General features: G+C 60.5%; 27 protein-coding genes, 1 tRNA gene and 1 pseudogene. 15 read left to right on the top strand and 14 right to left on the bottom strand.

The window, feature by feature from the left end; all coding sequences use genetic code 11:
* On the top strand, positions 1–1,113 hold a 1,113-nt coding region (locus HMPREF9696_RS11310; protein ID WP_002713137.1), incomplete at its 5' end, for a hypothetical protein.
* 4 nt (positions 1,114–1,117) lie between these two features.
* Entirely contained in the window at positions 1,118–1,744 is a 627-nt protein-coding gene (locus tag HMPREF9696_RS11305) for a formyltransferase family protein (protein WP_002713136.1), read from the top strand.
* Between the two features lie 24 nt (positions 1,745–1,768).
* Here HMPREF9696_RS11305 and HMPREF9696_RS11300 read toward each other — a convergent pair whose 3' ends face one another.
* Positions 1,769–1,999, bottom strand: coding sequence for a hypothetical protein (locus HMPREF9696_RS11300; RefSeq protein ID WP_002713135.1), 231 nt, complete (start codon positions 1,997–1,999; stop codon positions 1,769–1,771).
* Positions 2,000–2,345: 346 nt separating this feature from the next.
* Between HMPREF9696_RS11300 and HMPREF9696_RS11295 the strand changes: the two genes are divergently transcribed.
* Both HMPREF9696_RS11295 and HMPREF9696_RS11290 read left to right on the top strand, forming a co-directional pair.
* Positions 2,346–2,639, top strand: a complete 294-nt coding sequence (locus HMPREF9696_RS11295) for a hypothetical protein (protein WP_002713134.1) — start codon at positions 2,346–2,348, stop codon at positions 2,637–2,639.
* A gap of 11 nt (positions 2,640–2,650) precedes the next feature.
* Positions 2,651–3,160 carry a hypothetical protein gene (locus HMPREF9696_RS11290; protein ID WP_002713133.1) on the top strand — a complete coding sequence of 170 codons (510 nt, stop codon included), beginning with the start codon at positions 2,651–2,653 and terminating at the stop codon, positions 3,158–3,160.
* Between the two features lie 385 nt (positions 3,161–3,545).
* On the opposite strand, the gene HMPREF9696_RS11285 is transcribed toward HMPREF9696_RS11290, so the two are convergent.
* The gene (locus tag HMPREF9696_RS11285) at positions 3,546–4,115 is read right to left on the bottom strand and encodes a hypothetical protein (RefSeq protein ID WP_002713132.1); all 570 of its coding nucleotides are present in this window, start codon (positions 4,113–4,115) and stop codon (positions 3,546–3,548) included.
* Positions 4,116–4,776: 661 nt separating this feature from the next.
* Between HMPREF9696_RS11285 and HMPREF9696_RS11280 the strand changes: the two genes are divergently transcribed.
* Positions 4,777–5,118, top strand: coding sequence for a hypothetical protein (locus tag HMPREF9696_RS11280; RefSeq protein ID WP_002713131.1), 342 nt, complete (start codon positions 4,777–4,779; stop codon positions 5,116–5,118).
* Positions 5,119–5,396: 278 nt separating this feature from the next.
* Here the strand turns inward: HMPREF9696_RS11280 and rpoH are convergent, their stop codons facing one another.
* Together rpoH and HMPREF9696_RS11270 are read right to left on the bottom strand one after the other, a co-directional pair.
* Positions 5,397–6,296, bottom strand: coding sequence for an RNA polymerase sigma factor RpoH (gene rpoH, locus HMPREF9696_RS11275; RefSeq protein ID WP_002713130.1), 900 nt, complete (start codon positions 6,294–6,296; stop codon positions 5,397–5,399).
* 218 nt (positions 6,297–6,514) lie between these two features.
* Positions 6,515–7,549, bottom strand: coding sequence for an RluA family pseudouridine synthase (locus tag HMPREF9696_RS11270; protein ID WP_051053239.1), 1,035 nt, complete (start codon positions 7,547–7,549; stop codon positions 6,515–6,517).
* On the opposite strand from HMPREF9696_RS11270, the gene HMPREF9696_RS11265 reads away from it, so the two are divergent.
* Entirely contained in the window at positions 7,548–7,880 is a 333-nt protein-coding gene (locus HMPREF9696_RS11265; RefSeq protein WP_002713128.1) for a hypothetical protein, read from the top strand. The genes HMPREF9696_RS11270 and HMPREF9696_RS11265 overlap by 2 nt on opposite strands.
* Here the strand turns inward: HMPREF9696_RS11265 and HMPREF9696_RS11260 are convergent.
* The gene (locus tag HMPREF9696_RS11260; protein ID WP_002713127.1) at positions 7,858–8,853 is read right to left on the bottom strand and encodes a sterol desaturase family protein; all 996 of its coding nucleotides are present in this window, start codon (positions 8,851–8,853) and stop codon (positions 7,858–7,860) included. The two genes, HMPREF9696_RS11265 and HMPREF9696_RS11260, sit on opposite strands and share 23 nt — an antisense overlap.
* 228 nt (positions 8,854–9,081) lie before the next feature.
* Between HMPREF9696_RS11260 and HMPREF9696_RS11255 the strand changes: the two genes are divergently transcribed.
* A tRNA-Glu gene (locus HMPREF9696_RS11255) sits at positions 9,082–9,156 on the top strand.
* 82 nt (positions 9,157–9,238) lie between these two features.
* Here HMPREF9696_RS11255 and HMPREF9696_RS11250 read toward each other — a convergent pair.
* Positions 9,239–9,835 carry a tyrosine-type recombinase/integrase gene (locus tag HMPREF9696_RS11250; RefSeq protein ID WP_002713126.1) on the bottom strand — a complete coding sequence of 199 codons (597 nt, stop codon included), beginning with the start codon at positions 9,833–9,835 and terminating at the stop codon, positions 9,239–9,241.
* Positions 9,836–9,879: 44 nt separating this feature from the next.
* On the opposite strand from HMPREF9696_RS11250, the pseudogene HMPREF9696_RS22180 reads away from it, so the two are divergent.
* Positions 9,880–10,224 (top strand): annotated as a pseudogene (locus tag HMPREF9696_RS22180) (recombinase family protein); the annotation flags it as partial.
* Between the two features lie 9 nt (positions 10,225–10,233).
* Positions 10,234–10,455, top strand: a complete 222-nt coding sequence (locus HMPREF9696_RS22250; RefSeq protein WP_488225882.1) for a recombinase family protein — start codon at positions 10,234–10,236, stop codon at positions 10,453–10,455.
* A 55-nt stretch (positions 10,456–10,510) separates the two neighbouring features.
* Here HMPREF9696_RS22250 and HMPREF9696_RS11240 read toward each other — a convergent pair whose 3' ends face one another.
* Genes HMPREF9696_RS11240 through HMPREF9696_RS11230 form a run of 4 tightly spaced genes read right to left on the bottom strand, consistent with a single transcriptional unit; the run spans position 10,511 to position 14,036 of the window.
* Positions 10,511–11,215, bottom strand: a complete 705-nt coding sequence (locus HMPREF9696_RS11240) for an RraA family protein (RefSeq protein ID WP_040301380.1) — start codon at positions 11,213–11,215, stop codon at positions 10,511–10,513.
* Positions 11,216–11,237: 22 nt separating this feature from the next.
* Complete coding sequence (locus tag HMPREF9696_RS11235) at positions 11,238–12,035, bottom strand: enoyl-CoA hydratase/isomerase family protein (RefSeq protein ID WP_002713124.1); 798 nt, start codon at positions 12,033–12,035, stop codon at positions 11,238–11,240.
* Positions 12,036–12,050: 15 nt separating this feature from the next.
* Positions 12,051–12,323 (bottom strand): hypothetical protein, encoded by a 273-nt coding sequence (locus tag HMPREF9696_RS21670; protein ID WP_002713123.1) that lies wholly within the window; start codon positions 12,321–12,323, stop codon positions 12,051–12,053.
* 24 nt (positions 12,324–12,347) lie between these two features.
* Positions 12,348–14,036 (bottom strand): AMP-binding protein, encoded by a 1,689-nt coding sequence (locus HMPREF9696_RS11230; RefSeq protein WP_002713122.1) that lies wholly within the window; start codon positions 14,034–14,036, stop codon positions 12,348–12,350.
* A 220-nt stretch (positions 14,037–14,256) separates the two neighbouring features.
* Here HMPREF9696_RS11230 and HMPREF9696_RS11225 point away from each other — a divergent pair, with 220 nt between their 5' ends.
* Positions 14,257–14,895 (top strand): TetR/AcrR family transcriptional regulator, encoded by a 639-nt coding sequence (locus HMPREF9696_RS11225; RefSeq protein ID WP_051053238.1) that lies wholly within the window; start codon positions 14,257–14,259, stop codon positions 14,893–14,895.
* Between the two features lie 93 nt (positions 14,896–14,988).
* Here HMPREF9696_RS11225 and HMPREF9696_RS11220 read toward each other — a convergent pair whose 3' ends face one another.
* Entirely contained in the window at positions 14,989–15,582 is a 594-nt protein-coding gene (locus HMPREF9696_RS11220) for a hypothetical protein (protein ID WP_157170021.1), read from the bottom strand.
* Between the two features lie 700 nt (positions 15,583–16,282).
* Here HMPREF9696_RS11220 and HMPREF9696_RS11215 point away from each other — a divergent pair.
* The 4 genes from HMPREF9696_RS11215 to HMPREF9696_RS11200 all read left to right on the top strand — a co-directional run bounded on the left by HMPREF9696_RS11215 (position 16,283) and on the right by HMPREF9696_RS11200 (position 20,837).
* The gene (locus HMPREF9696_RS11215) at positions 16,283–17,608 is read left to right on the top strand and encodes an ABC transporter substrate-binding protein (protein ID WP_002713119.1); all 1,326 of its coding nucleotides are present in this window, start codon (positions 16,283–16,285) and stop codon (positions 17,606–17,608) included.
* A gap of 278 nt (positions 17,609–17,886) precedes the next feature.
* The gene (locus HMPREF9696_RS11210; RefSeq protein WP_002713118.1) at positions 17,887–19,512 is read left to right on the top strand and encodes an NADP-dependent glyceraldehyde-3-phosphate dehydrogenase; all 1,626 of its coding nucleotides are present in this window, start codon (positions 17,887–17,889) and stop codon (positions 19,510–19,512) included.
* Between the two features lie 132 nt (positions 19,513–19,644).
* Positions 19,645–20,484: a hypothetical protein gene (locus tag HMPREF9696_RS11205; RefSeq protein ID WP_002713117.1), complete on the top strand. Its 840-nt coding sequence runs from the start codon at positions 19,645–19,647 to the stop codon at positions 20,482–20,484.
* 125 nt (positions 20,485–20,609) lie between these two features.
* Positions 20,610–20,837 (top strand): hypothetical protein, encoded by a 228-nt coding sequence (locus HMPREF9696_RS11200; RefSeq protein WP_002713116.1) that lies wholly within the window; start codon positions 20,610–20,612, stop codon positions 20,835–20,837.
* Positions 20,838–20,925: 88 nt separating this feature from the next.
* On the opposite strand, the gene HMPREF9696_RS11195 is transcribed toward HMPREF9696_RS11200, so the two are convergent.
* Positions 20,926–22,146 carry a multidrug effflux MFS transporter gene (locus HMPREF9696_RS11195; RefSeq protein WP_002713115.1) on the bottom strand — a complete coding sequence of 407 codons (1,221 nt, stop codon included), beginning with the start codon at positions 22,144–22,146 and terminating at the stop codon, positions 20,926–20,928.
* A 232-nt stretch (positions 22,147–22,378) separates the two neighbouring features.
* Between HMPREF9696_RS11195 and htpX the strand changes: the two genes are divergently transcribed.
* Complete coding sequence (htpX, locus tag HMPREF9696_RS11190) at positions 22,379–23,305, top strand: zinc metalloprotease HtpX (protein WP_002713114.1); 927 nt, start codon at positions 22,379–22,381, stop codon at positions 23,303–23,305.
* Between the two features lie 95 nt (positions 23,306–23,400).
* On the opposite strand, the gene HMPREF9696_RS11185 is transcribed toward htpX, so the two are convergent.
* On the bottom strand, positions 23,401–23,601 hold the full coding sequence (locus HMPREF9696_RS11185) for a cold-shock protein (protein WP_002713113.1): 201 nt from the start codon (positions 23,599–23,601) through the stop codon (positions 23,401–23,403).
* 159 nt (positions 23,602–23,760) lie between these two features.
* Positions 23,761–25,500 carry an adenylate/guanylate cyclase domain-containing protein gene (locus HMPREF9696_RS11180; RefSeq protein ID WP_002713112.1) on the bottom strand — a complete coding sequence of 580 codons (1,740 nt, stop codon included), beginning with the start codon at positions 25,498–25,500 and terminating at the stop codon, positions 23,761–23,763.
* Positions 25,501–25,588: the final 88 nt, after the last annotated feature.

Raw genomic sequence — 25,588 nt, 5'->3', positions numbered from 1 at the left:
CAGCCGCCGCCGCTGACCCGCGCACAGCCGCCGGCGCCGCAGGGCCTGCCGTCGTCCATGCGCGATGTCCGCGCACGCGACCAGCGCAGCGACGACACGCGGATGCTGGACGACTTTACCGAAAGCGCCCGCGCCCAGCGCCGTCCGCCGCAAGGCTCGGGCATGCGCGATGTGGTTGCGGATGCCAACGACCTTGGCGGTGCGACCCGTTCCGCGCGGCGCAGCCAGGCGCAGGATTTCCCCGATCAGCTCGGCGCGCCGTACAGCTACGACGAGTCCGCTCAGGAAGCCGGACGCTATCAGCCGGGCGACCGTCCCCGCGCCCGCATCGCCCCGCGCGATGAGGAAGAAAACACCCGGCGCGGATTTCCGCTGAAGGCCGCGATCTGGGTCTGCGTGGCGGTGATCGCCATCGGCGGCGCGGTCTGGGGCGGACCGAAGGCCTATTCGCTGATCAAGTCGCTCACCACCAAGCCGGCGCAGCAGCAGGCCGACACCACGCCGAAGGATGCATCGGGCACGCGGCCGAAGATCACCGACCGCGTCGGCCAGCCCGGCTCGCAGCAGATCGCACCGGTGGCGCAGCGCGTCGTGCTTTACGATGAGGACCCCTCGGCGCCGCAGGGCAAGCAGTATGTCGGCTCGGTGATCTGGCGCACGGAAGCCGTCAAGGTGCCTGCCGGGCAGCCGCCGGATATCGGCGTGCGCGCCGACATCGACATCCCCGAGCGCAAGATCAAGATGTCGCTCTCGATCCGCCGCAACACCGATGCCTCGCTGCCGGCGAGCCACACGGCGGAGCTCACCTTCGTGCTGCCGCCGGATTTCGGCACCACCATCGCCAATGTGCCGGGCGTTCTGATGAAGTCGAACGAGCAGGCGCGCGGCACGCCGCTGGCGGGGCTTGCGGTGAAGGTGACCGACGGCTTCTTCCTGGTCGGGCTGTCGAATGTTGAAGCCGACAAGGCGCGCAACCTTCAGCTTCTGAAGGAGCGCTCATGGTTCGATATTCCGCTGGTCTACGCTAACCAGCGCCGCTCCATCATCGCCATCGAGAAGGGCGCGCCGGGCGAGCGCGCGTTCAATGAAGCGTTCACCGCCTGGGGGCAGTAACTTTATGAAGATCACCCTTGCCGGCTCGCGTCACTTCGGCGTCGAGACGTTGAACATGATGCGCGGCCACGGCATCGAGGTGATCCGCGTCGTGGTGGCCGATACCGACGACCGTCTCGCCGCCGCCGCGCGCGCCGCGGGCATCGAGGTCGTGGTTCAGGCCAAGCCGAAACTGATCGTGGCCTCGGAAATCGCGCCCGGCACCGATCTCATCGTCACCGCGCACAGCCATGCGCTGGTCGGACAGGACGCGCTGAAAGCCGCCAGGCATGGCGGCATCGGCTACCATCCCTCGCTGCTGCCGCGCCATCGCGGCATCGCGGCGGTGGAGTGGACTATCAAGGAAGGCGACGCCATCGCCGGCGGCACGGTCTATCACCTGTCGGACCGGCTGGACGCCGGTGCGATCGCCGCGCAGGACTGGGTGTTCGTGAAGAAGGGCGAGACCGCCCGTGAACTGTGGGAGCGGGCGCTGGCGCCGCTGGGCCTCAGGCTGCTGGCGCAGGTGATCGATCAGGCCAAGACCAGCGGCGTACTGCCGTCGATGCCGCAGGACGAGCAGTTCGCGACCAATGCGCCGCGACTCGATGCAGAGAAGCCCCACGCCGCGCCGAAGAGCGCGGCGTCGTAACTCGCGTCAATTTCGGAAAATCCCTCACGCCGCGCGGGTCTCGCCGGCGCGCACCGCGCTGGACACAAGATCGCTGGCGTCGGTGATGCCGTTCGCGGCGCGGCTGACGATGGTCTGCGCCATCTTCGCCTTGGTGGCCGGTGTGCGGTTCTCGAGTGCGATCTGTTCGACGGCGATGTCGAGAATCTTTCTCAAGGTCGCGACGTAGTCCGGATCGAATGTTCCATTGAGGTGGGTCTGCGGGCGATCGACCATGCGAGTCTCCTCTTCGGCATTTCAAGGCGCGCTGCCATCGCGCCTTCGGTGAGCGGGCGGGACCATGCTTGCGCAATGGGGCAGATGTGAGTCAGCAGCGCGATTTGCAACGCGCATACACCGATGTGAATTTGGAAACGCTCCAGTCACATTTCCTTCAAACACGTTACGCTCTCGCAATGCACTTTGATGATCGGACGCGAGAACGGCACCACATCTTGTGCCGCCGAATAGACAATCCGCGCGCGGCGATGCATGCTTCACACCGGCGTCAAAATCGTAAACGCGGACGTGATGCGTTGGTGACGGAAATGCCGATCAGCCGGACACAATTCGAGGAAAAGTCATGACCGATACGCCCGCCACACCCGCCGATCCGTCCTTCGTTCCGATCGAAGGCGTCATGGATGCGCCGGTGGTCTATTTCGAGGTCTGTCCGACATTCGGCAACAACGCCGGCCTGATCAATGTGATGCTCGCCACCGGGCTGATCGACTCCGCGCCACATGGCAAGGTCGCAAGCCGGATCAAGGCGGTGACCCATCTGCGCATGACCGCCGCCGCCGCGGTCAACCTGCGCGACACGCTGAACAATGCGCTGGCGATGGGCATGCCGAAGCCCGAAGGCCGCACCAATTGAGGAACACCGCGATGCTTCGCACCATGATGTTTCGCACCACGGATCATCCGGCGCCGGTCGCGGCCGGCGCGCTGCGATCCGTGGCGCTTCCACTCGCCGCCTTGCTCGTGACGCTGCTGGCCTGGCCGCTTGCCGCGCAGCACGCCACGCCGAGCAAGCCGTTTCTGGAAAAGACCGGCTTCTATCTGCGCTCCGCCGGATTCAGGATTCAGCTTGCCGACGATCCGATGAGCCGCCGCGCGCTCAAGGCGCTGCCGCCGCATCGCTTCGTGATCCACAAGGCCGGCGGCGCGCCGCGCTATGTCTATGCCGATCCCGGCATGTGCAATTGCATCTTCAGCGGCACGCGCGACAACTATGAGTCCTATCTGTCGATCCTGCGTCAGCCGATCCCCGGCGTCGCCGATGTCTCGCCGGACTACAAGACCGAGGCCAGCGCGATGCTGATGGAGCAGCCGATCGACTACGACATGACCGGCACCGACGACACGCTGGCGGATTTCTTCCGCGACAACCTGTGAGCGGGGTGACGCGATCCGTCGCCTTTGATCGCCGCAAGAACGAAGCTAGGTGAAAACATTTCGCCGTCATGCAGCCGTGCTGACAGGAGAGCATCGTCATCCTGAGGTGCGAGCACTTGCGAGCCTCGAAGATGGCGATGCTTGCGGCCACGCATCCTTCGAGGCTCGCCGCAATGCGGCTCGTACCTCAGGATGACGCGATCTTGCGGTGCGCTGTTTGTAGCCCGGATGGAGCCGCTCGCAATTCGGGAACGCCACTCGCGATAGGGCGATGTTGATTTTGAGGGAAGCTGTGGGGACCTTGTCGAACCGCGATCTATAATTGCTTGAGTATTCCCGGATTGCGCTTCGCTTCATCCGGGCTACGGTTGCTAGCAACGTCGCTTCAAGTACTCATTGGAGTACTCAGATCGCGCGGTAGTTTTTCAGCCCAACGAAGTAAGCGCTCTATCTCAGGGATAGCCTTCCTCACTTGTTCAGTTTCTATCACACCATAAAGCATCTGATCCGGCTCGGGCTCAACGTCAAAGACTTGCTTAAAGTCAGACGCACTTTTGGTCATGAAGATAAAGGCATCTTCTTCTACAAAACGCTTGGTTATGAAATGCCCTATCAAATTGCGAAGCCTGCGCCGATCATTAATACGCTCAAAGGCGAATCGATGATTCGCAGTCCATATCTGAGAAGACAAAATCGCGTCCGTAGTGCGCTTAATTGATAACGAACGAACTTTCCCTTTGAACGGCGATTCTAACATGTTGCCATCGTCCATAGCTTCAGCGGTCATTCGCAGCACAAAGTCCAATCCGGTATAAAGCCACATAATCTTTCCAAAGATCGCGTAATCTTCATCCGTAGGATCGGGCCAATAAAAGTACTCTCCATGCTCGCAAGCATCCACAATGCTTCGCAATCCGAGCAAGTATTCATTTTCACTATGTCTTGGGAGGGTCACGGTTCACTGATCTCCTAGTTTCATACTGAAAGTAATGTTCTTCGCTCGAAGCAAATTGGGTCTCGCCAAATTTCAACAGACCACAAAAACATTGGCTGAGCTTAGTCTAATTGAGAGGGGTCATTGCACCTTAATCGCAAGGTTGGACGTTGCAAGGAATAAATTCCTTGACATTTTCCCGCCCATCATCCATCCTAACGCCATCCCGCCTCACTTGAGGGGCGTGTCCTGGGACGCTTCGATGCGCGGGGCGGGATGCGGCGCCTGCGCGCGGCGAAGAGACGGTCTTCGTCGCGTCCGGGAGGCTTCGGGTCATCGTCCGGGCCAACTACGTGGCTCTGCCTTCAATGGCTGGACGCGGACAGGCACGAAGGCGGGCGAAAGCCTGCCGGATCGGGGCGTGAAAGCGTCCGTCCTGTCCCGGAAGAACGATCCCGAAGACACAAATCGCCGCGACGGAGCGCCGAAAGGCGATGCGCGGTGCGGTTTATCCGCATTGCGTCTCCACCCCACTGTGCGCCTTTCGGCGTTCCGTCCCCTCATGTTTCGAGGGGACGAAGTAAGGCGAGGCCGCCGTGCGCGCTGCGTGCGACCAACGGCGCGTGCGCTCATTCCAGTTCACCGCATTCAACCCATCACATCATCAACGGGAGTGTGGCCGATGACGGCACGGTTCAGGCTGGAAGGTCCTTACGGTTTCGACGGCACGGAAAATCCGCGCAGGCGCGGCGAGACGCGCGCCGCGCACACCGCGCGCGATTACGATTATTGCAGCCGCATCGTCGGGCGGACCGAGATGGAATTTCTGCGTGCCTGCCGCGTCTGTCCCGACCGGGCCTGCCGCCGCGCGCGGCGCTGTCTCGGACCGGAGTTTTCCTGCCGCGTGGACAACAGCAATCCGCGCCTGCTCGGATTTCTCGAACACGGCGCCGCGATTGATTTCGCCTATGACGAATTGCAGCGGATGCGGCAGGCGAGGGGTGTGTCGGACAAGCTGACATGAGTCATGGCCCCACGCCGTCATTCCGGATGGCGCGCAAAGCGGCACGCGCTTCGTCACCTCTCCCCGGCGGGGAGAGGTCGGCCGGCGTAGCACAGCGAAGACGGCCGGGTGAGGGGGATCGGATGCCGGTTTTAAGATCGGAACCCCCTCACCCCAACCCTCTCCCCCTCGGGGAGAGGGGGCTGTCAGGCATGCGCGGAAATGCCACGGCTCGCAAAATCGCAAAACAAAAAAGCCGGCCCGAAGGCCGGCTTTTGCAACTTGTTCCAACAAGGAAGTTAGTACGCCGCTTCAAGCGCCGCGTGCGACTGCTTGGCGATCGCGGTCTTCACCGCCGCCTGCACCTTCTCGAAGGCGCGGACCTCGATCTGCCGCACGCGCTCGCGCGACACGCCGAATTCGGCGGCGAGGTCTTCCAGCGTCATCGGCTCTTCCGCCAGACGCCGCGCCTCGAAGATGCGGCGCTCGCGACTGTTGAGCACGCCCATCGCGCCATGCAGCGCGCCGCGGCGATGATCGAACTCCTCGTTCTCCGCCATGATGGCTTCCTGGTTGGGCGAGGTATCGACCAGCCAGTCCTGCCATTCGCCGGGCTCGCCGTCGTCCCGGATCGGGGCGTTGAGCGACGCATCGCCGCCGAGGCGGCGGTTCATGTCGACAACGTCCTGCTCGGTGACGCCGAGAGAGGTCGCGATCTGCTTGACCTGATCGGGGCGGAGATCGCCCTCTTCAAGCGCGGAGATCTTGCTCTTCGCCTTGCGCAGGTTGAAGAACAGCTTCTTCTGGTTCGCGGTGGTGCCCATTTTCACGAGCGACCACGAACGGAGGATGTATTCCTGAATCGACGCCTTGATCCACCACATCGCATAGGTGGCGAGGCGGAAGCCCTTCTCGGGCTCGAAGCGCTTCACCGCCTGCATCAGGCCGACATTGCCTTCGGAGACAACCTCGGAAATCGGCAGGCCGTAGCCGCGATAACCCATGGCGATCTTGGCCACGAGGCGAAGGTGGCTGGTGACGAGCTTGTGCGCCGCATCGCGGTCATCATGCTCGCGCCAACGCTTGGCGAGCATGTATTCCTCCTGCGGTTCAAGCATCGGGAACTTGCGGATTTCAGTCAGGTAATGAGCGAGGCCGGATTCCCCATTGAGAACCGGCAAGGTAGCGGCACGGGCCATGGTGCGCCCTCCAGAGTTCACGCCCCCGATAGCGGCGGGCGAGGCAGGCCATCTGCTGTGTCAAAGCCAGAAGCACTGCATTGTTCCGCGCCGGGACGATCCCGAGCGCAGGTGCAATATACTCCAAAACCCGAAGGGGAGGGAAGAACAAAACGTGGTCACGAACCCGTGACCCGGGTTAAATGTCTGTAACCATGCGGCTTTTTAGCGCACCGCCTTTAGTCTGTTCTACGGAGGGCGGCCTCAAGCAGAACCAAATCCTCCGGCAGGCCGGATTCCCAGTGGAGAATTTCTCCCGAGCCCGGGTGCTCCAGAACCAGAAGGTAGGCATGCAAAGCCTGCCTGCCAAGGGCGGTCAGCGCTTTCTGGCTCTCCGGCCCGAGCTGGCGGGCCTTGGTCTTGAATCCGGAGCCATAGACCTCGTCGCCGAGCAGCGGATGGCCGAGATGGGCGAGGTGGACGCGGATCTGGTGGGTGCGTCCGGTCTCGAGCTGGCAGGCGAGCAGGGAAGCGACCGGCTTGCCGTCCTTGCCGGTGAAGGTTTCCAGCACCTCCCAATGGGTCACGGCTTCGCGGCCGCCCTGGCGCACCGCCATTTTCTCGCGGGTGTGCGGATGCCGGTCGATCGGCTCATTGATCGTGCCGCTTTTGCGGTTCGGCACGCCCCAGACAAAAGCCATGTAGCCGCGCCGCATCTCGCCGGTGCGGCCATGGTCGGCGAACTGGGCGGAGAGCGACTGGTGGGCGCGGTCGTTCTTGGCCACCACCATCAGGCCGGTGGTGTCCTTGTCGAGGCGATGGACGATGCCGGGCCGCTTCACCCCGCCGATGCCCGAGAGCGACGCGCCGCAGTGGGCGATCAGCGCGTTGACCAGCGTGCCGGTTTCATGGCCCGCGGCGGGATGGACCACGAGATTCTTCGGCTTGTCGATGACGATCAGGTCGCCGTCCTCGAACACGATATCGAGCGGAATATCCTCGCCTTCCGGCTCGGCAGGAGCGGCCGGCGGAACGTCGATTGTGATCGTATCCCCGGCACTGACATGATAAGCGGGGTCGCGAACCGGGGACCCGCCGACATGGACCTGGCCTGCGAGGATCAGCGCTTTCAGGCGCGAGCGCGACAGGTCCGGGCTGTGCACGGCGAGCACACGGTCCAGCCGCCGCGATCCCTCGTCGCCTCGGACTGTCACCTGGACCGTGACCTCGTGCCGGCTGGTTTCGTGATCGGAAGAGTGAGAAGAGCTTTGCATGTCTGAAACTGTTGCGCCCGAACCGACGCCCGAGCAAGCCGCGCTGATCGCGCGGGTGCGCCGAATGATGCTGATCGCGGGCCTGACCACAGCGGTCGGTATCGGAGCCCTGCTGGTCGCCATCGGCTACCGTGTTTTCCGCAACGATGGAAGCGTGCAGATCACCGATGTGACCGCAACCTTGCCCAAGGGCGCGCGGATCGTGTCCACCGCCACTGCCGGGGAGCGGCTGGCCGTCACCGTCGATACCGGCGGCGCGACCGAAATCCGCACCTATGATGCGAAGACGCTGAAGCCGGTGGGGCGTCTTAAATTCGCCGTTGAGCCGTAAACGCGGCGCGCAGGGATTGCACGGCCTGGGAAAAGGGCAGCGCGATCTGCTGGAGGAAGGTCAGGGGCATCCGGACCCACGGCCCGTTTCGCTCATCCGGAAAGCCTTCGACCCCGGTCTTGATGGCGCGGTCAGTGGCGACGAAGGTACCGAACAGCGTGTCCCAGACCGAGAGAAAAACTCCGTAGTTGCGATCGTGCAGGTCTGGCGCGATCGCATGATGCAGGCGGTGTACGCGCGGCGACACCAGCACCCGGTCGAGCGGCCCATAGCCGATGTCGACGTTCGCATGCAGGAACATCAGATAGTATTTCTGCAGCAGGATAAACACGAAGGCCTGTTCGACGGGCACCAGAACCACGATGAAGACGAGCGACATCGTGAGCGTCCGCGCCAGCAGGTCGCACGGATGCAGCCTGAATTCCGTCATCAGGTTCATGGCGCCCTGCGAGTGATGCAGCGCATGGAAATTCCACAGGGCCGGCACCTTGTGACGGATCACATGACTGAGCCACCCGGCGAAATCCACCGCGACAAACACGACAATCACACGCAGCCAGTTCGGCCAGTGTCCGATCAGGCTCGCGAGCGGCGGAACGTGGCGGTGAAAAAAATTCAGGAACAGCAGCACGAACAGCGATACGAACAGGAAATGGACCAGCAGCGAGACGACGCAAAACCCCGTGTCGAAAAACAGTCCCCGCGACAGCAGCGCCTGATCCGGATCGGCCGGACGCAGACGCTCAAGGATCAGGATGGCGGCAAGGAAGACGACGAACGATGCGGCCATGAAAAAACTGTCCATATAGGTCAGGAAGCTCTTCATGCCGGTGGAAAAATGAGACGACAGCGCCAGGGGGCTCATCTCCACTGCCGAGATCGCAAGGATCGCGGCGGGCGCCGCCAGAGCGGCCAGCGACACCGCGACGGGATGCGCGGCAATCCAGTCCTGCCATGTGGGCCGGCTGTCCATGCCTCAGTCCTACATCCAACCGGCGGCCCGGGAAACTGGACGGACGGGGACTTGGTTAAGTGCGCGAGGGCTGAGGGTGCAAATGCCCTTGATTTTCCCCGTCCGCGGAGCGGGGCGACGCAGCGGGACCGGCGGTGAGCCATACCGTGCCTGCGGATATGAAGGGTCTGAAAGCGCCCGGCGCGCTTGCAGTTGCGCCGTTTCGAGGCTATTCCCTCCCCAGCGCTTGCTCCCTTCGTCTAGCGGTTAGGACGCGGCCCTCTCAAGGCTGAAACAGGGGTTCGATTCCCCTAGGGAGCGCCAACAGCATAAATCCACATTGAAGTTTCATTGTTTTTCCTCCGAATGGTCCCACCGACCGTTTCAGTGGGACACATGATGTTCCTTATTTGAGCTTCGACATTGCCGTATTAGCCAGTTCGATTTTCTTGGCTGCGCGCGTGTAACGCTCAACCTCTTCCAGTGATCGGTGACCGGTGATAGCCATGATCTCGTGGGGTGACGCGCCGCGCTCCGCCAAGCGAGCGGCCGTCGCCTTTCGCAATCCATGCGCCGAACAATGCGGAAGACCCGCCTGATTGCACCAATCTCGGAATTTGGCCCCGAACCCAGCCACCGAAAACGGCTTCGCACATTCGGTGACCAGGAACGTTAAGTGCCGCGTTGGTGTACCAGCAACTGCTTTCGCAAGGTCCGCATGAATCGGAATATCCAAATCAACTGGATTGCGATGTTCGTTCTTCGCTTGCCGGTACTGAATGCGCCCGTGGCGAAGATGTTGCGGGCCAAGCCTAACCACGTCCTCGCGGCGGCAGGCTGTGTAGAGCAATAGACACATCGCCAGCCTTGCTTTTGAACCGATGGGATGACGGTCCTCGAAAGCAGCTATCTCTTCCAGCGTCCAAGCGTGGTGACCTTCGGTGGGATGCGGGACTGGCTTGATGTCTCGGGTCGGATCGTGGGGAGCAAGATCATTTTTCATCGCCCAGCGAAATAACGGATCGGCAAGGTAAGAGCGGGTTAGGTTTGGAAGCCCAGCAGACGGCGATACGGAATTTCCTCAACGGCGGAAATTGGACGCTTGATGGGGAATTTACCGAAATCGAAACCGGCAAAAAGAGCGATAGGCCGGAATTGGCTCAAGCTCTCGCGTTGTGCAAACGCTAAAAGGCAAAGCTTGCAATCGCAAAACTGGATCGGCTCTCCCGAAATTTGGCATTCATTGCGGCCCTCATGGACTCCGGCGTGGAGTTTGTCGCGGTAGATAACCCACATGCCAACAAGTTAACCCTTCACATTCTCGCGGCGGTAGCGCAGCACGAGCGGGAAATGATCGCGGAGCGCACCAAAGGCGCGCTGCAGGCGGCTAAAGCGCGTGGAGTGAAGCTAGGAGTCAATGGTGCGGAATATCTTTCAAAAAAATACCACGCTGCTGCTGTGCAGAGGGCAGCAGCTCTAGCTCCAATGCTAACGCAACTAAAGCTTAGTGGTATGTCTGCTGCGAAGATCGCCTGCGAACTCACGGCTCGCCAAGTTCCTACTGAAAGGGGCGGGCGGTGGCATGCGCAAACGGTCATAAGACTTCTTGAAAAGATCGATTGATCGCGTACCCGACGCTGATTAGATGGCGAAGAGCACTATGTATAGCTTGGCGATCTTATTCCTCGATAGCGCCGCCAATCTGGCGAAGATGCTCACGGAAGCCGAGCGCGGGCATCTTAGCTCTCTCTGCCAGATACTGCGAAAATGACGCCTGTTCACGAAAGCTACGGCCCCTTCGCATCTGATCCGCTTGGCGAAGCTCAGTTGCGCGAATTGCTTCCGCTGCTTCGATCACGACGGACAACTGTCCTTCCGCGATGAAGAGGGTGCCATCTCCATCAGAGGCGACGACATCGTTCCGGCTTACGACCCAGTCACCTACCCGAGCCCAAGCAAGCGCATCCGGTGACCGGATGTCGAGTCGCTGGGGGCCCGTAGGCATCGCGCCTAGAGAAAAGATGGGCAAGTTAATTTCGAGCAATTCGGACGTGTCGCGATGGAGTCCCCAGATGACAATCCCAGCAAGGCCACCATTCGCCATCTCAAGTGTAACAAGGTCGCCGACGCAGGCTTCGTCCATGCGTCCGCCATTGTCTACGACAAGGACGTCGCCTTTCTCCGCTGCCTCAAGCGCTTCCAAAAAGATGTCGACGCTTCCAACGTGACGTGCGGGCAGGACACGCCCCGCGCATTTCATACCTTGGCCGACCGATCTTAACCCGCTCGGAGCGCATCGAACTATCGTCCCTGTGCGCAGGCATGCATCCGCAAGGTGGGGTGTGCTTAGGCCGTCCAGCCGCTCGATTAATTTTTCACGCATCAAGGTTCCCGGTCGTGCTGGATCAAGAGCTAACAGGCCACGTGATGTCATGGCCCTTGAGTTCACGGTAGCGAGCCGCATTCGCTAGCAAGCTTCTGGGGTGTGACATTCCGCGTGATAGCTGATCCAGATCGAGACGTGCTGCCGCATCGATTGCCGACATGGTCGTCGCTTGCAGGGCTCGCTTGGCGAAAGCGTAAGCCGGATAGCCATCGGGAGTAACTTTGGCCGCCCAAGCTACCGCAGCATTAATGAGTTCACTCGAAGGGACGATCCGTTGAACAACATTCATACGAACCGCAGAGCTCAGATCATAAATCTGACCGAAGAGCGTGAACTCAGCGGCGGCTGGCGTGCCGATGGCATACTTGATGATCTCGCAGTAAACAGCGGGCATCGGAATGCCGATTGGCACCTCGTTCAAGGCGAACTGCAAATCCCCCTCGGACGCGATCCGGTAATCGCAATCGATTGCAGTGATAAAGCCACCGGCATAGGCGTGTCCATTGACAGCGGCCACGGTGGGGCGCGGGTAGGTAAACAAACGCAGATTGGTGGCTCTATAAGCTGCGAACCATTTGTCAATTTCCTTGATGTCGCGCCGAGCGAACATCGCGAAATGATGATCAAGGTCGAGGCCCGCTGAGAAAACCTTTCCCGTGCCCGTAAGGACCACCGCACATTCGTCAAATTCCTTCTCAAGTCGATCGAATGCAGCATGGAGATCGTCGAAGAACGCGGGATTTTGCGCGTTCACCTTGTTTGTGTTCATAGTCACGACCGCGACGTGATCGTGCTTGCGTTCTATGGTCCAGGCCATAAGTCCCTCCCGTTTTTAAGAGCGTTGGGCGAGTTTAAACATGCGCTTGGCATTCGATTCCAAGAACGCCACCTGAGATGTTTCTCCGAGCTGAAGTTTGTCGAGGCCTTCAATGCAGTCCCCGGCGGGCCAGAACGGATGATTGGACCCCGAACAAGACGCGATGTTTGGGGTTTCCGCGCATGTAGTCCACCATTTCGCTTGGATAGCGGCGCGACGCAGCGATCCGAACATCGGATCGCCTATCCATCGTGCGTTTGGGTGTTGCATCCATGCGTCGATGATCATGATTCAACTCCTGCAGAAAAATCGCTATGCAGTACGAACTTCGGCGAGTCCTAGCTCGTCGATCATCTGTTGCCTCATGACAAACTTCTGAACCTTGCCCGTGACCGTCGTCGGAAATGTCTCAACGAAACGAATGTGGCGTGGGATTTTATAGTGTGCGATCTGACCACGGCAGAATGCGCGAATCTCCTCGTCAGTGGCGCGTTCTCCTGCCTTGAGACAGATGTAGGCGCAAAGCTCCTCGCCATAACGCTTGTCGGGAACACCGAAGACTTGCACGTCCTGAATCTTCGGATGCGCATAGAGATATTCCTCAATCTCGCGCGGGTAGACGTTCTCACCACCCCGAATGACGAGGTCCTTTATTCGGCCGACGATGTTGCAATAGCCCCCTGCGTCGAGGGTAGCGAGATCGCCGGTATGCATCCAGCCGTCTTGATCGATGGCCTCTGCAGTACGAGTTTCATCGGCCCAATACCCCTTCATGATCGAGTAGCCGCGCGTGCAAAGCTCGCCAACTGTTCCGAACGGCACGATATGCCCCTGCGCATCGACAATCTTAACTTCGACGTGAGGATGGACCCGGCCAACCGTGGACACCCGCCGGTCAAGCGTGTCATCGCGCCCGGTTTGGAAGCTGGTTGGGCTCGTTTCCGTCATGCCATAGCCAATGGTAATTTCTTTGGCCCCCATCTGCCCGATGACGCGGCGCATGATTTCGACAGGGCAGGGCGATCCCGCCATCATGCCGGTTCTGAGTGATGACAGGTCGAACGAGCTGAATTCAGGGTGCTCCAACTCCGCGATAAACATTGTCGGGACGCCGTGCAGTGCCGTGCAGCGCTCCGCCTCGATTGTCTTCAGAACTTCCAGCGGATCGAATGCTGCGCCAGGAACGACCATTGTTGAACCGTGGGCCACGCACGCGAGATTGGAAAGAACCATTCCAAAGCAATGATAAAAAGGAACCGGGATGCAGAGCCGATCTTGGGGTGTGAGCCCCATCGCAACACCAGCGAAGTAACCGTTATTGAGGATGTTGTGATGGGTGAGCGTCGCTCCCTTCGGAGCGCCAGTCGTGCCGCTCGTGAACTGAATGTTTATTGCGTCATCAAACTGAAGACGCGAACTGATTTCTCTTAGGTCGCTTTCATGTTGCACCGCGCCGAGCTTCGACACTGCGTCGAATGGTAGGGCCCCCTTCTCTTGGGGGCCTCCGATTTGGATAACGACCTCAAGGTCAGGAAGGGCCTCACTGCTCAATTTGCCGGGTTCGCACTGGCTTAGCTCGGGCGCGAGTTCGCGCAGCATGTCAAAATAGCGGCTTCCTTTAAATTCTGTGGCAGCCACGAGCGCCTTACATCCAACCTTTCGCAAAGCATAGGAAAGCTCCGCCGTGCGATACACCGGATTAATGGTGACGAGGATCACACCGATCTTGGCTGAGGCAAACTGAGAAACCACCCATTCCGAGTTGTTCGGCGACCATATGCCCAGCCGATCCCCTCGCTTTAGACCTAATGCGAGCAGCCCGATAGCGAATGCGTCAACCTGCTCTTGGAGTTCTTCATAGGTCCAGCGAACATTCTGGTCTCTCACGACCAGCGCTGGGTGTTTGGCCCATCGTTCGGCTGCGGCGTCGAGAGCTGCACCAATTGTCTGCCCGAGCAGTGGAATGCTTGACGCGCCGCTTACGTAGCTTCTATTCGTCATCGTCCTGACAACCGCGTGTAACTCTGATATAAAAATCTAACACTGTTATGTGTCGTCAAGTCAACGCGAAGGTCAGTGGGTTTTACGCCCAACCTCTTGGCAAAATTTGCAATGGGGAAATAACGAACGAGTGCGAGGTCTGTTCGGGGTGCCAGCCTCGCGCAGTACCTTTGCCATTGCAAGTTCTGGCGGGGTATTCGTAGATGTGCTGCGGAATGGAATGCAGGAAATCAGTATGGTAAAATCCGGCGATGAGGCTGAAAAGCGCAAGGCCGCCGTTATCGACTTCAAAAAGGGTCTGATCCGCGAAGCCGCAAAACGCGTATTTGTCGAGACTGGCTTGCACGGGGCATCGGTTAGAGAGATCGCGAAACAGGCGGGTTCAACGACCGGCGCGATCTATGCTCAATACACCAGCAAAGAGGATGTCTACGCAGACATACTGCGGGAATCTCTGACGTATATGGCGAACGCGGTGGAGAAAGCGGCGCAAGAAGCGCCGCGCGGGCAGAAGGGAGCGGCCGCACTCCGAGCGTGGTACGTCTATTTTCGCGATAGGCCAGCCGAGTTTGATTTGGGTTTCTATCTTTATGGTGGCGCTAAACCGGATGGGGTTGGAAAGGATCTGAACCAAGAACTCAATCTGCGCTTGAAGCTCGTTTATGCGGCGGTGGCAAACGGGTTGGAGGCGGATGGTCTCGCTAGCGCCTCTGACAAGCACGAGAAGTCTGTCGCAGGAGCTTCTTGGATGTTTGGCATCTTGCTGATGCTGAAGACTGGTCGATTGAAAATCTTACGCTTGAGTCCCGAGTGGATGGTCGAGGAATGCTTGGCCACGTTTTATCGGGGCGTCGAGTAAGGCGTCATCTCACGCATAGCGTCTCACCACGGGGTTGCGGGCAAATCGAAATCTGTTGGCTAACATTGATTGGGCCATTGATCTTGCTTGCTGTTATTTGCCCAGCCATTTTGCGACCAAGGCGACGCAACCGTGGTCGAGAATGTCCCCGTAGTGATCGTAACGTGCCACATGCCGGTCGTAGGTTTTCCACCGCATCCATTTTGGTTTGGGCGGCAAATCCCATTCCTCGGGATCCAGGTTGCCTATGAGGTGCGCCTTTACCTTGGCTTGTCCTAAATGTGCGCGGCCCGTGGCATCGCTGAATTGCGATTGATACGCCAGCTGCCGCCGCCATGTTTGGCGACTGCAAAAGCGGGTTGCCCCCGGTGGCTTCCAGAGGACCGAAGCGAACCGGTTCTGTACCGGGCAAACGAAATACCATTGAACTCCGCCAAAATGTCTTCGCTCGCTCGCAAGTGCGATGGTCTGACAAAGGTTCCGGAGCCGAATTTCAAGCCAGCCTTGATGGCCGCTCAAATCGGCAGAGATGGTTCCTGAAGCGATTTCACCCCAGTAGCTGTGTGTCCACTTGATACCAACTGGAGCGCTGTAGCGCCCGCGCTGGACTAACCCGCGCCGCATCAGACGGTTGAGGTCGAGGTTAAGGCCGTCTTGCAAGCAAACTCGCTGGCGATCTCTCGGCATTAGGTTCTCCTGGACAACAGTCCGCCTTCCGCGACCTCCCCCTCCCCAGAATCTGAGGAGAGGAGCGGATTGAAGGGAGCGCTTGCCAGCACCGTTTACCGAGGACTGCCCTTTATCGGTGGCCAGCCGCCCCCCGCCACGGCACTCCGTGACACAAGGGGGTTCGTGGTCCTCGCTATCCCTCAGCCCGCGCTCGGGCATTCGGGCCGCCGGAAGGTAAAGGTCCGGCGGTGCTTGTCCGGTTTTGTCAGGTCCGGCATCCCTGATGACTCATCACGTCTGCTACTCAAGAGAGGCTAGTTGTGAGCGGCGGACGGCGGTGGGGACAGTCATCAAACAGACCCACCACAAACATCCGCATTTGCGCGATTGCCGGTGGGACCCAATGGCAAAAAAGCCTAGGGATTGCGTGGAAACGTTACGGGCCCCACTTCCAGCTAAGTTATTGACCCTAAAAAGCTGAAGCAGTCCCCTAGGGAGCGCCAGCCTTGTTCAGGCATGGCCGCCCGCAAATCTCCAACACAATTCGATCCGGTTTTGCTTCTTCGCACCGCGCATTGATCGCGCGCGGGGCAGGTGATTACATCGCAATCCGCCGGTACCTCGTCGCCGGCCGTTTTCGAGAAGGATATCCGCCACGACCATCGCAATTTGAAAACATCGGCCGATCAACGGCCGATTCATCAGGGAGGAGACGACTATGACCGAGTTCACGCCGGATCGACGATCTCTGCTCAAAGGAAGCGCTGCGGCATTGGCCGCGGCGGCGACCATGTCAGCCGACCAGATGCTCGGCTACGCCAAGGCCTGGGCGCAAACCGCGCCCTGGAAGCCGGAAGCCGGCGCCAGCATCAATCTCCTTCGCTGGAAGCGCTTCGTCGAGGCGGAAGATGTCGCCTTCATGAAAATCGTGGATGCCTTCCAGAAGGCCACCGGCGTCAAGATCAACGTCTCCAATGAATCGTTCGACGACATTCAGCCCAAGGCGTCGGTTGCGGCGAATACCGGGCAGGGCCTCGACATGGTGTGGGGACTGTATTCCCTCCCGTTCCTGTTTCCCGACAAGTGCACCGACGTGACCGACGTCGCCGAGTATCTCGGCAAGAAATACGGCGGCTGGGCGCCCTCGGGCGAGGCCTACGGCAAACTCGGAAAAAAATGGATCGGCATTCCGGTCGCGTCCAGCGGCGGTCTTGTCAACTATCGCATCAGCGCGATGCAGAAGGCCGGCTTCAAGGAATTCCCGAAGGACCTTGGCGGCTTCCACGATCTGATCAAAGGCATGAAGGCAAACGGAACGCCCGCCGGCATGGCGCTGGGCCATGCCACGGGTGACGCGAACGGCTGGCTGGCCTGGGCGATGTGGGCACACAACGCCTACACCGTCGACAAGAACAACAAGGTGATCGTCAATTCGCCGGAGACAGCAAAGGCGCTGCAATACGTCAAGTCGCTCTACGACAATTTCATTCCGGGCACGGTGTCCTGGAACGACAGCTCCAACAACAAGGCATTTCTCGCGGGCCAGCTCTATCTGACCACGAACGGAATCTCGATCTATGTCGCGGCAAAAAAGGAAAATCCCGCGATGGCGCAGGATATCGACCATGCCCATCTGCCGGTCGGTGTCAGCGGCCAGATACGAGAGCAGCATCTCGGCTTCCCGATCCTGATCTTCAAGTTCACGAAATATCCGCAGGCCTGCAAGGCGTTCACCGCGTTCCTGATGGAAGGTCCGCAATTCAACCCGTGGATCGAGGCGGCGCAGGGATATCTGTCGCACTTCCTGCTGGCTTACGACAAGAATCCGATCTGGACGGTCGATCCGAAGAACACGCCGTATCGCGATGTCGCCAAACTGGCGACCACGCCAGCCGGCGTCGGCACCCTAAACGAGAGCGCCGCGGCCGCCATTTCGGATTTTGTCGTGGTCGATATGTTCGCGAACTATTGCACCGGCCGCGAAGACATCAAGGGTACGATGGCCTCCGCCGAGCGGCAGCTCAAGCGGATTTATCGCGGCTGACGCAACCCGCAGTTCCCGCGCATGGCGATCAAATTGCCGCGCGCGGGAAGCCCTTGCCACATGATTAGGCAGGACGGTCGCCGATCTCTGCCATGCAGTCACAAAAATCCCGGCTGCATATTATCATTTCGACTCATTCCTCAGGCACACTACATTGATCGTCCGGGCGGCTCCTGCCGCCGGTCCCTCCGCTTTTGTCCGCGCCCGCCGCTTCCACCGGGTGCGGCCTGCGGACCATGCGAAAAGCCGCGGACTACGCGAAAAACAATGAGGTCGTGATGCTCACGTCGCAGCAGTTGAAAGAATTGTTTCCCGAGGAAAGCAAGCTGAAGGACTGCGGTGTGCCGCCGCCGGTCCATCAGCGCGAGGTTCTGGTGAACGGCGAACTGAAACCGTGGACCGGGCCGGTGGAAACCGTGCGTTCGGCGATCTGCGTGCGCAAGGCTGACGGCTCGCTCGAACAGGTCGAGCTTGGCAGCTATCCGGTCGGTGGCATTCCCGAGGCAAAGGTCGCGCTCGATGCGGCTGTCGCCGCCTATGACAACGGGCGCGGCGAGTGGCCGACCATGACGGTAGCGCAGCGCATCGCCTGCATGCAGGACTTCACCCGGCAGATGGTGGCGCGCCGCGAGCAGATCGTTCAGCTCATCATGTGGGAGATCGGCAAGACGCTGCCGGATTCGCAGAAGGAATTCGACCGCACCGTCGAATACATGAAGGCGACCATCGAGGCGCTGAAGCATCTCGACAACGACAATTCGCGCTTCACCATTGTCGAAGGTACTATCGGCCAGATCCGGCGCACCCCGCTTGGCGTGGTGCTGTGCATGGGGCCTTACAATTATCCGCTCAACGAAACCTTCGCGACGCTGATCCCGGCGCTGATCATGGGCAACACCATGGTGTTCAAGCCGCCGAAATTCGGCGTGCTGTTGTTTCAGCCGCTGCTTGAAGCCTTTCGCAGCGCGTTTCCGAAGGGCGTAATCAACACAGTCTATGGCAAAGGCTCGGAAGTTGTGCCGATGCTGCTGGAATCCGGCAAGGTCAATGTGCTGACCCTGATCGGCTCAAGCCGGGTGGCCGATCATCTGAAGAAGATGCACCCGAAAGTGAACCGGCTTCGCGCCATTCTCGGCCTCGACGCCAAGAACGCGGCCATCGTGCTGCCGGATGCGAACATCGAGCTTGCGGTGAAAGAGTGTGTGCTCGGTTCGCTGTCCTTCAACGGCCAGCGCTGCACCGCGTTGAAGATGCTGATGGTCCATCGCTCCATCGTCGACAAGTTTCTCGCGCGTTTCACTGAGGAAGTGGCGAAGCTCAAGGCCGGGATGCCATGGGACAAAGGTGTCACGCTGACGCCGCTCCCGGAACTCGGCAAGGTCGAACACATGGCGCGGCTGGTTGCGGACGCAAAGGAGAAGGGCGCCAAGGTCATCAACGAGGGTGGCGGCACAAGCGCCGGCACGCTGTTCTATCCGGCGGTGGTTTATCCGGTGAAGGAGGGCATGCTGCTCTATCGGGAGGAGCAGTTCGGTCCCATCGTGCCGGTGATGGCCTTCGACGACATCGACACCGCACTCGACTACGTCATCACGTCCGAACACGGCCAGCAGGTGTCCATCTTCAGTGAGGATCCGGACACCATCGGGCGGCTGGTCGATCCGCTGGTCAATCAGGTCTGCCGGGTGAACATCAATTGTCAGTGTCAGCGTGGGCCGGATGTCTTCCCGTTTACCGGGCGCAAGGATTCGGCGGAGGGCACGCTCTCGGTGACGGATGCGCTGCGCTCGTTCTCGATCCGCTCGATGATCGCAGCGAAGCAGACCGATGATTCAAAAAGATTACTCGACGAGATCGTCCGCGATCACAAATCGAACTTCATAAATACTGGGTTCATTTTGTAATCGGTACAACATCACGGAACGGCGCTGCGCCGCACCGTGATGCCGATGCGGATTCCGGAAAGCGCTGTGCGGTAACGGATTCTCAACCAATTCGTGGTTACCAAATAGTAAACCATTTCGGAGTTCGCGCTCATGACCGACCCCATTGCCGACGGCGAGATCAAGGAAGCAGGCAACACCACCGAGGCTTCGCTGGTTCCGGAACTCGGCGATAAGGCCGAGAATGAGGTCAAGATTGACGCGCTGAAGGACAATGCTCCGCAGGCTGCACGGCAGCCGTCCAAGGAAATCACCCTGCAGCGCCTGACGCCGCACAGTTCCTGGGAAGATATCGTTTCCAATGAGAGCGCGGCGCGCGAGAAGCAGTTCAACACGATCCCGCCGGAAGCGAACGCAACCCGCCGCATGTCGATTGCGGCCATTGTCGCCATCGCGGCCGCTGTCGGCGCCATCGGTGGCGCGCTGGCGACCGCGGGCGTCGGTCATTTTGGCAAGACCGATCAGACCGCAAGCGTTGCCGCGGCAAGCGCCGCGGAGCAGGCGCGTACCCTTGAGGGAGCAATCGGCAAGATCAACGCCGACATCGCCGCGCTCAAGTCCAGCAGCGCTGCGCAATCTGCAAAGATTGTCGAGCGCATTGATCGTGTCGAGAAGGCGCAGGCCGAACCAGCAGCGAAACTGGCGAAGCTGAACGAGGCAGTCGAAAAATTGCGCGCGCCTGCTGCAGCCCCGGCGTCGGAAACCACGGGGTCTATCAAGACCACCGCGCCTCAACCCAACCGGCTGCCGATTGTGGAAGGCTGGTCGCTGCGCGATGTGTATGACGGCACGGCCACGGTGGTTGGCCGTCAGGGAATCTTCGATGTGATTCCGGGCGATCCGCTTCCGGGCGTCGGACGGGTCGATGCGATCCGTCGTCAGGACGGGCGCTGGGTTGTGGTGACCAGCCGCGGCCTGATTGTCGCGCGTTAAGACTTCCGGAACCCCGTTTCATCTCGCTTCAGGAAAGCGCGGGACCGCTAAAATTTGAGCGTTCCCCTGAACGGACCGGCATGATCTGGCAGGCATGATGCAGCCTCTGATGAAGAGGAATGAGCATGCCCGCATTTCGAGTGATCCCGCGCCTCCATGTGGTTAATTTTTTCGCCCATGAAGTGATCGACGCATCCGGCGATGTGCCGCCAGCGGCGAACGACAACAATTGCCCGTATTGCGGCGGCGTGCTCGCGCCGGGCGACAAGGCCTCTGACTGTTCCGGCTCGTTCGCAGAGTCAGGCCCGTGGCCGATGCTTCCGTTCCCGAAAGGGTGGGGCGCATCCTGCTGATGCCGGTCCTTTGACCGGGAGCCCGTGAGTTCCTGGATGTAAATCCATTCAGCGCGATCCGGCCGCAGGCCGGATTATCTCTTCCGGATCACATCCTGCGCAGTCCGGCGAGATACAGGATCAATCCGGCGGCCGTGAGCGCGGCTTGAACAAGGCCGATAGCCAGCGTCGCGCTGGCGATCGAGGCGGTGAGCGACACGCCGGCCGCTGCGCCTGCCATCTGCAGAAATCCGATCAGTGCCGATGCAAGGCCGGCCCTGTCGCCGAACGGCTGCAGGGCCGTCGCGGTCGCCAGCGGGCTGACCATGCCGAATCCGGCCAGGAAGATCAGCACCGGGATCAGGTAGCTCCAGATCGAGGGTGTGAGCCAGTGCGCCAGCAGCAAGGCGGCGCCGCCTGCGGTCGCAATCACAAGGCCGACAACGGTGGCGCGGGCGTGGCCGATCTTCATCGCAAGCCTGGGCGCGGCGATCCCTGAGCCGAACACGATAAACACGGTGCCTGCGAAGAACAGGCCAAGCTGGATCGGGGTGAAACCGAGGCCGTCGATCAAAACACGCGGCGTTCCGGAGAACATGGCGAACAGCGCGCCCATGTACAGTCCGATGGCTCCGGCCGGTGCGATAAAGCGCAGATCGGTGAACAGGCCCCAGTATCCGCGCAGGATCGCGCCAAGCTGAATTGAAACGGCATTGTCGGGTCGATGGGTCTCGCCGACATATCTAAGATAAGCAAGGGCGACGATCGCGCCGAACAGCGCGACAGCGAAGAACTCCGAACGCCACCCGAACGTTGAATCGAGCAGGCCGCCGATTAGCGGTGAAAAGCCTGGAGCTGCCGACATCGCCACCATGATGAAAGCCAGCGCGCGCGTCAGCGCTTCACCGCTCAGCAGATCTCGTGCAACGGCGCGGGAGAGCACCGACGCAGCGCAGGCGCCGAGCGCCTGGATGGAGCGCCCGATCAGCAGCATCGGCAGATCGGCCGCAAATTGGCACCAGATGCTGCCGATCACAAAGATGCCGAGGCCGAACATCACCGGCTTCCAGCGGCCATAGCGGTCGGACAACGGCCCGACAACCAGTTGTCCGGCGGCGAAGACCGCCAGATAGATGCTGATGGCGGATGCAACAGCGGCGGTGGAGACATTCAGCGTCTTGGCGATGGCCGGCAGCGACGGCAGCAGGATGCTGGTCGCGAACGAGCCCACGGCAGCGAGCGCTGCGAGCACGACAATGTCGGCGGAAACCGACGCCGGAGCGCGCGCGGAGGCCAGTTCGTGTCCAGCGCCGGTATTCTGAATGGTCATCGGGAGCCCCTTTGTTCCAGTCCCGTTTATATGACGAGTATCATTTAATCAAAGCCAAACTGGCCGTCAGCCCTGCGCTTTTCGCCGGGTGACGGTTGCGGGGAAAACATGGCCAGAGCCCATTTCAACGCGACGCGCCGCCGCATCCCGGCGTCTTGAACGGAGGTCCTGGCGCTCACCATCTATTGGAGCGACAAGGACATTCTGGCGTGATGCCGGCCCGGAGGAGGCAATGAGTTACTTCAAGACCGCTATTCTGCTTGCCGGATTGACGGCCCTGTTCATGGGCGTCGGCTATCTGATCGGCGGGGCGGGCGGCGCCGTGGTGGCGCTGGTCATCGCCGCGGCCACCAACATGTTTGCCTACTGGAACTCGGACCGCATGGTGCTGTCGATGAATGGCGCCCACGAGGTCGACGCGCGCAGTGCGCCCGATCTTGTGCAGCTTGTCGCCGAGCTGGCGGGGCGTGCGCAGTTGCCGATGCCGAAGGTCTATGTGATGGACAATCCGCAGCCGAATGCGTTTGCGACGGGCCGCAATCCCGAGCACGCGGCGGTGGCGGTGACCACGGGCCTGCTGCAGATGTTGAGCCGCGAGGAACAGGCCGGTGTGATCGCGCATGAGCTTGCGCATATCAAGAACCACGACACGCTGATCATGACCATCACCGCGACCATCGCGGGCGCGATCTCGATGATCGCGCAGTTCGGCATGTTCTTCGGCGGCCACCGCGACAACAATGGTCCGGGCCTGATCGGCTCGCTCGCGATGATGATCCTGGCGCCGCTGTCAGCGACCATCGTGCAGATGGCGATCAGCCGCACACGCGAGTATTCGGCGGACAACATGGGCGCGCGGATTTGCGGGCAGCCGATGTGGCTGGCGTCCGCGCTGGTGAAGATCGACAATGCAGCGCATCAGATCCCGAACATGGATGCGGAGCGCAGTCCCGCCACCGCGTACATGTTCATCATCAATCCGCTATCCGGGCAGGGGATGGACAACCTGTTCTCGACCCACCCGTCCACTGAGAACCGGGTCCACGAGCTGCAGCGCCTGGCCGGTGAGATGGGATCGCGGAGCGGACCGGCAACGGTCCGGCCGTCCGCTGCGCCGCGCGGGCCATGGGGCGGCAAACAGCGCGGCCCATGGGGTTGAAAAGGGGTTGATCAGGGAATTGATCGCGAAAACAGATGGATCGCCGCGATCATAATCAAAGGTCCGATTCAGTGCTGCTGAACCGGACCCTCCTGTCAGACCTTGAGATTTTCCGCGGACGTCTTGCCACGGTTTGCAACTTCCTCGTACTCGACCGATTGCCCTTCGTTGAGGGTCGACAGACCTGCTTTTTCAACTGCCGAGATATGAACGAACACGTCCTTGCCGCCGGTGCTGGGCTGAATAAAACCATAGCCCTTGGTCGGGTTGAACCACTTCACAGTGCCTTTAGCCATTCCATAGTCTCCAGAGGGATAAGACCCTTTCATGCGTCGAACCTCACGCGCAGTCGTGCTCGACGGCGCGCACGATACGCGGGAAGTGCCACACTTGATAGCGAAAATGGCACCGGTTGCGGTTGATTTCGCTCAAAGTTTGCACGAATCCGTGGACTTTTACGCTGCTGCAACTGCGAAATCGGCGACCAGATCGGACAACATCGCGGCTTTTTCAGCGGTGTAAACGATCATCGGCTCGACCCGCCCACGGATCGGAACCTCGACGCGCTGCATGTTACCGGCGGGCAGGTTGGCCGTTTTCAAGACGGCTTCGGACATGATGGCTTCGCAGGACAGGGCCTTGGTCATGTCCTGAAGCCGAGCCGCGACATTGACCGGATCGCCGAGCGCCGTGAACACCGTGTGCTCCTCGGACCCGATGTCGCCGATAATGACCTCGCCGCCATGGATGCCGATCCCGAAACGCAAAGGTTCGGGGATGTCGTCGCCGAGAAATGCGTTCAGCGCGTCGACATGAATCGCGATCCGCGATGCCGCTTCGATGGCTTGGCGGCAGGCGGTTTGCGGATTGGCCGACAGGCCGAACAGCGCCAGTTGTCCGTCGCCGACGAACTGGTTCGGCTGGCCGCCGCATTCGACAACCGCCTGCGAAACAGCCGTCAGGAAACGGTTGATGATGAAGACGGTATCGAACGGCAGGTGCCGCTCGGCGAGTTTGGTCGATCCGCGCATGTCCACGAACATGCTGACGACATAGCGCTCGCTTCCGGGATGAGCCGGCTTGATGGCTGTACCTGACGATGTGGCGGTCTGGGCCGGAAAAATCTGGAAGAAGGAGAGGTCGGTTCTGGGCCGCAACTGGCAGGCCAGGCGCACCGCTGGATCGCCGCCGGTGCCGACCCTTTCAAGCACGAAGGTCTCGCGGTTAGACGGCGCGGGCAGATGGCTGTGGTCGCCGACAATCCGGATGCGGCAGGTCGAGCAGCGCGCCCGGCCGCCGCATACGCTCGAGTGAGGAATGTTGAACCGAGTACTGGCCTCCAGCACGCTCAGGCCGATGGGCACCCGGACGGTCTTGCCATTGCCGTAGGACAGCCGCACGAGACCGCGGCGCCGTTCCACCAGCGCCCGCGCGCCGCGGGCGAGAAGGGCGACACCGATCAGGCCGAAATACCCGTAAAGCACAGCGGAGCTGATTTGTTCGAGGGTCGTCTGTTCGGCGGCGGTGCCGACTTTCTCGCGCGAAAGATTGTCCGCCCGCCATTCGGGCGCGCCGCTGGCGTGCTGGACGGCGCGGCCGCCCTGATAAAGTCCGAGCATGGAGAGCGTCGGGAGAATGACCGCGAGTGCGAGCAGCAGCGATGATAGTTTCCGGAAATAGGGCTTGGCGCGGACCCAGAAATAGATGCCGATGCAGCCGTGAACCCACGCAATCAGCAGCACGGCATACATCGACCACTGCATCTGCGGACGATACACCCAGTAGGCGAAGAAGACCTGCGGGTAGTCTTTCTCGTGGCCGAACAGCGAGCCAGCAAGACGGACGCCGATCACGTGGCTGATGATGAAGACCGGAATGCTGAGTCCGAAGATGAGCTGTGTGAGTTCGACGCCGGTCCAGCGAAAGTGCCGCCGCGCATAGAGCGCCCAGAGTCCGAGGCTGAGATGGATCAGGACCGAGCCATACAGCACGATCAGCACCGGCCAGCTTTGCCAGAACCACGCATGATAGTAGAGCGCCTCGTCCATGACGCCGACGGAGATGTTGCCCAGCGCATGATTGGTGAAGTGGCTGACAATATAGGCAAACAGCACAAGCCCTGTGGCGAGCCGTACCTGACGAAGCCCGATCCCGCGAAGCGCATGGATAAGAGGTGAAGCGGCGGTTTCGGCCATAGGGAAAACGTCTCGCGTTGAGCAGTCACGCTCCGGATCGTCCGGAACAGCGGGATTCTAACGAAGATGTCGCGGCGGCGCCATGGCC

The sequence above is a fragment of the Afipia clevelandensis ATCC 49720 genome (genome assembly GCF_000336555.1).
GTDB lineage: Bacteria > Pseudomonadota > Alphaproteobacteria > Rhizobiales > Xanthobacteraceae > Afipia > Afipia clevelandensis.
The sequence above is the reverse complement of the archived record's forward strand: the minus strand, read 5'-3'. Positions and strand labels throughout refer to the sequence as shown.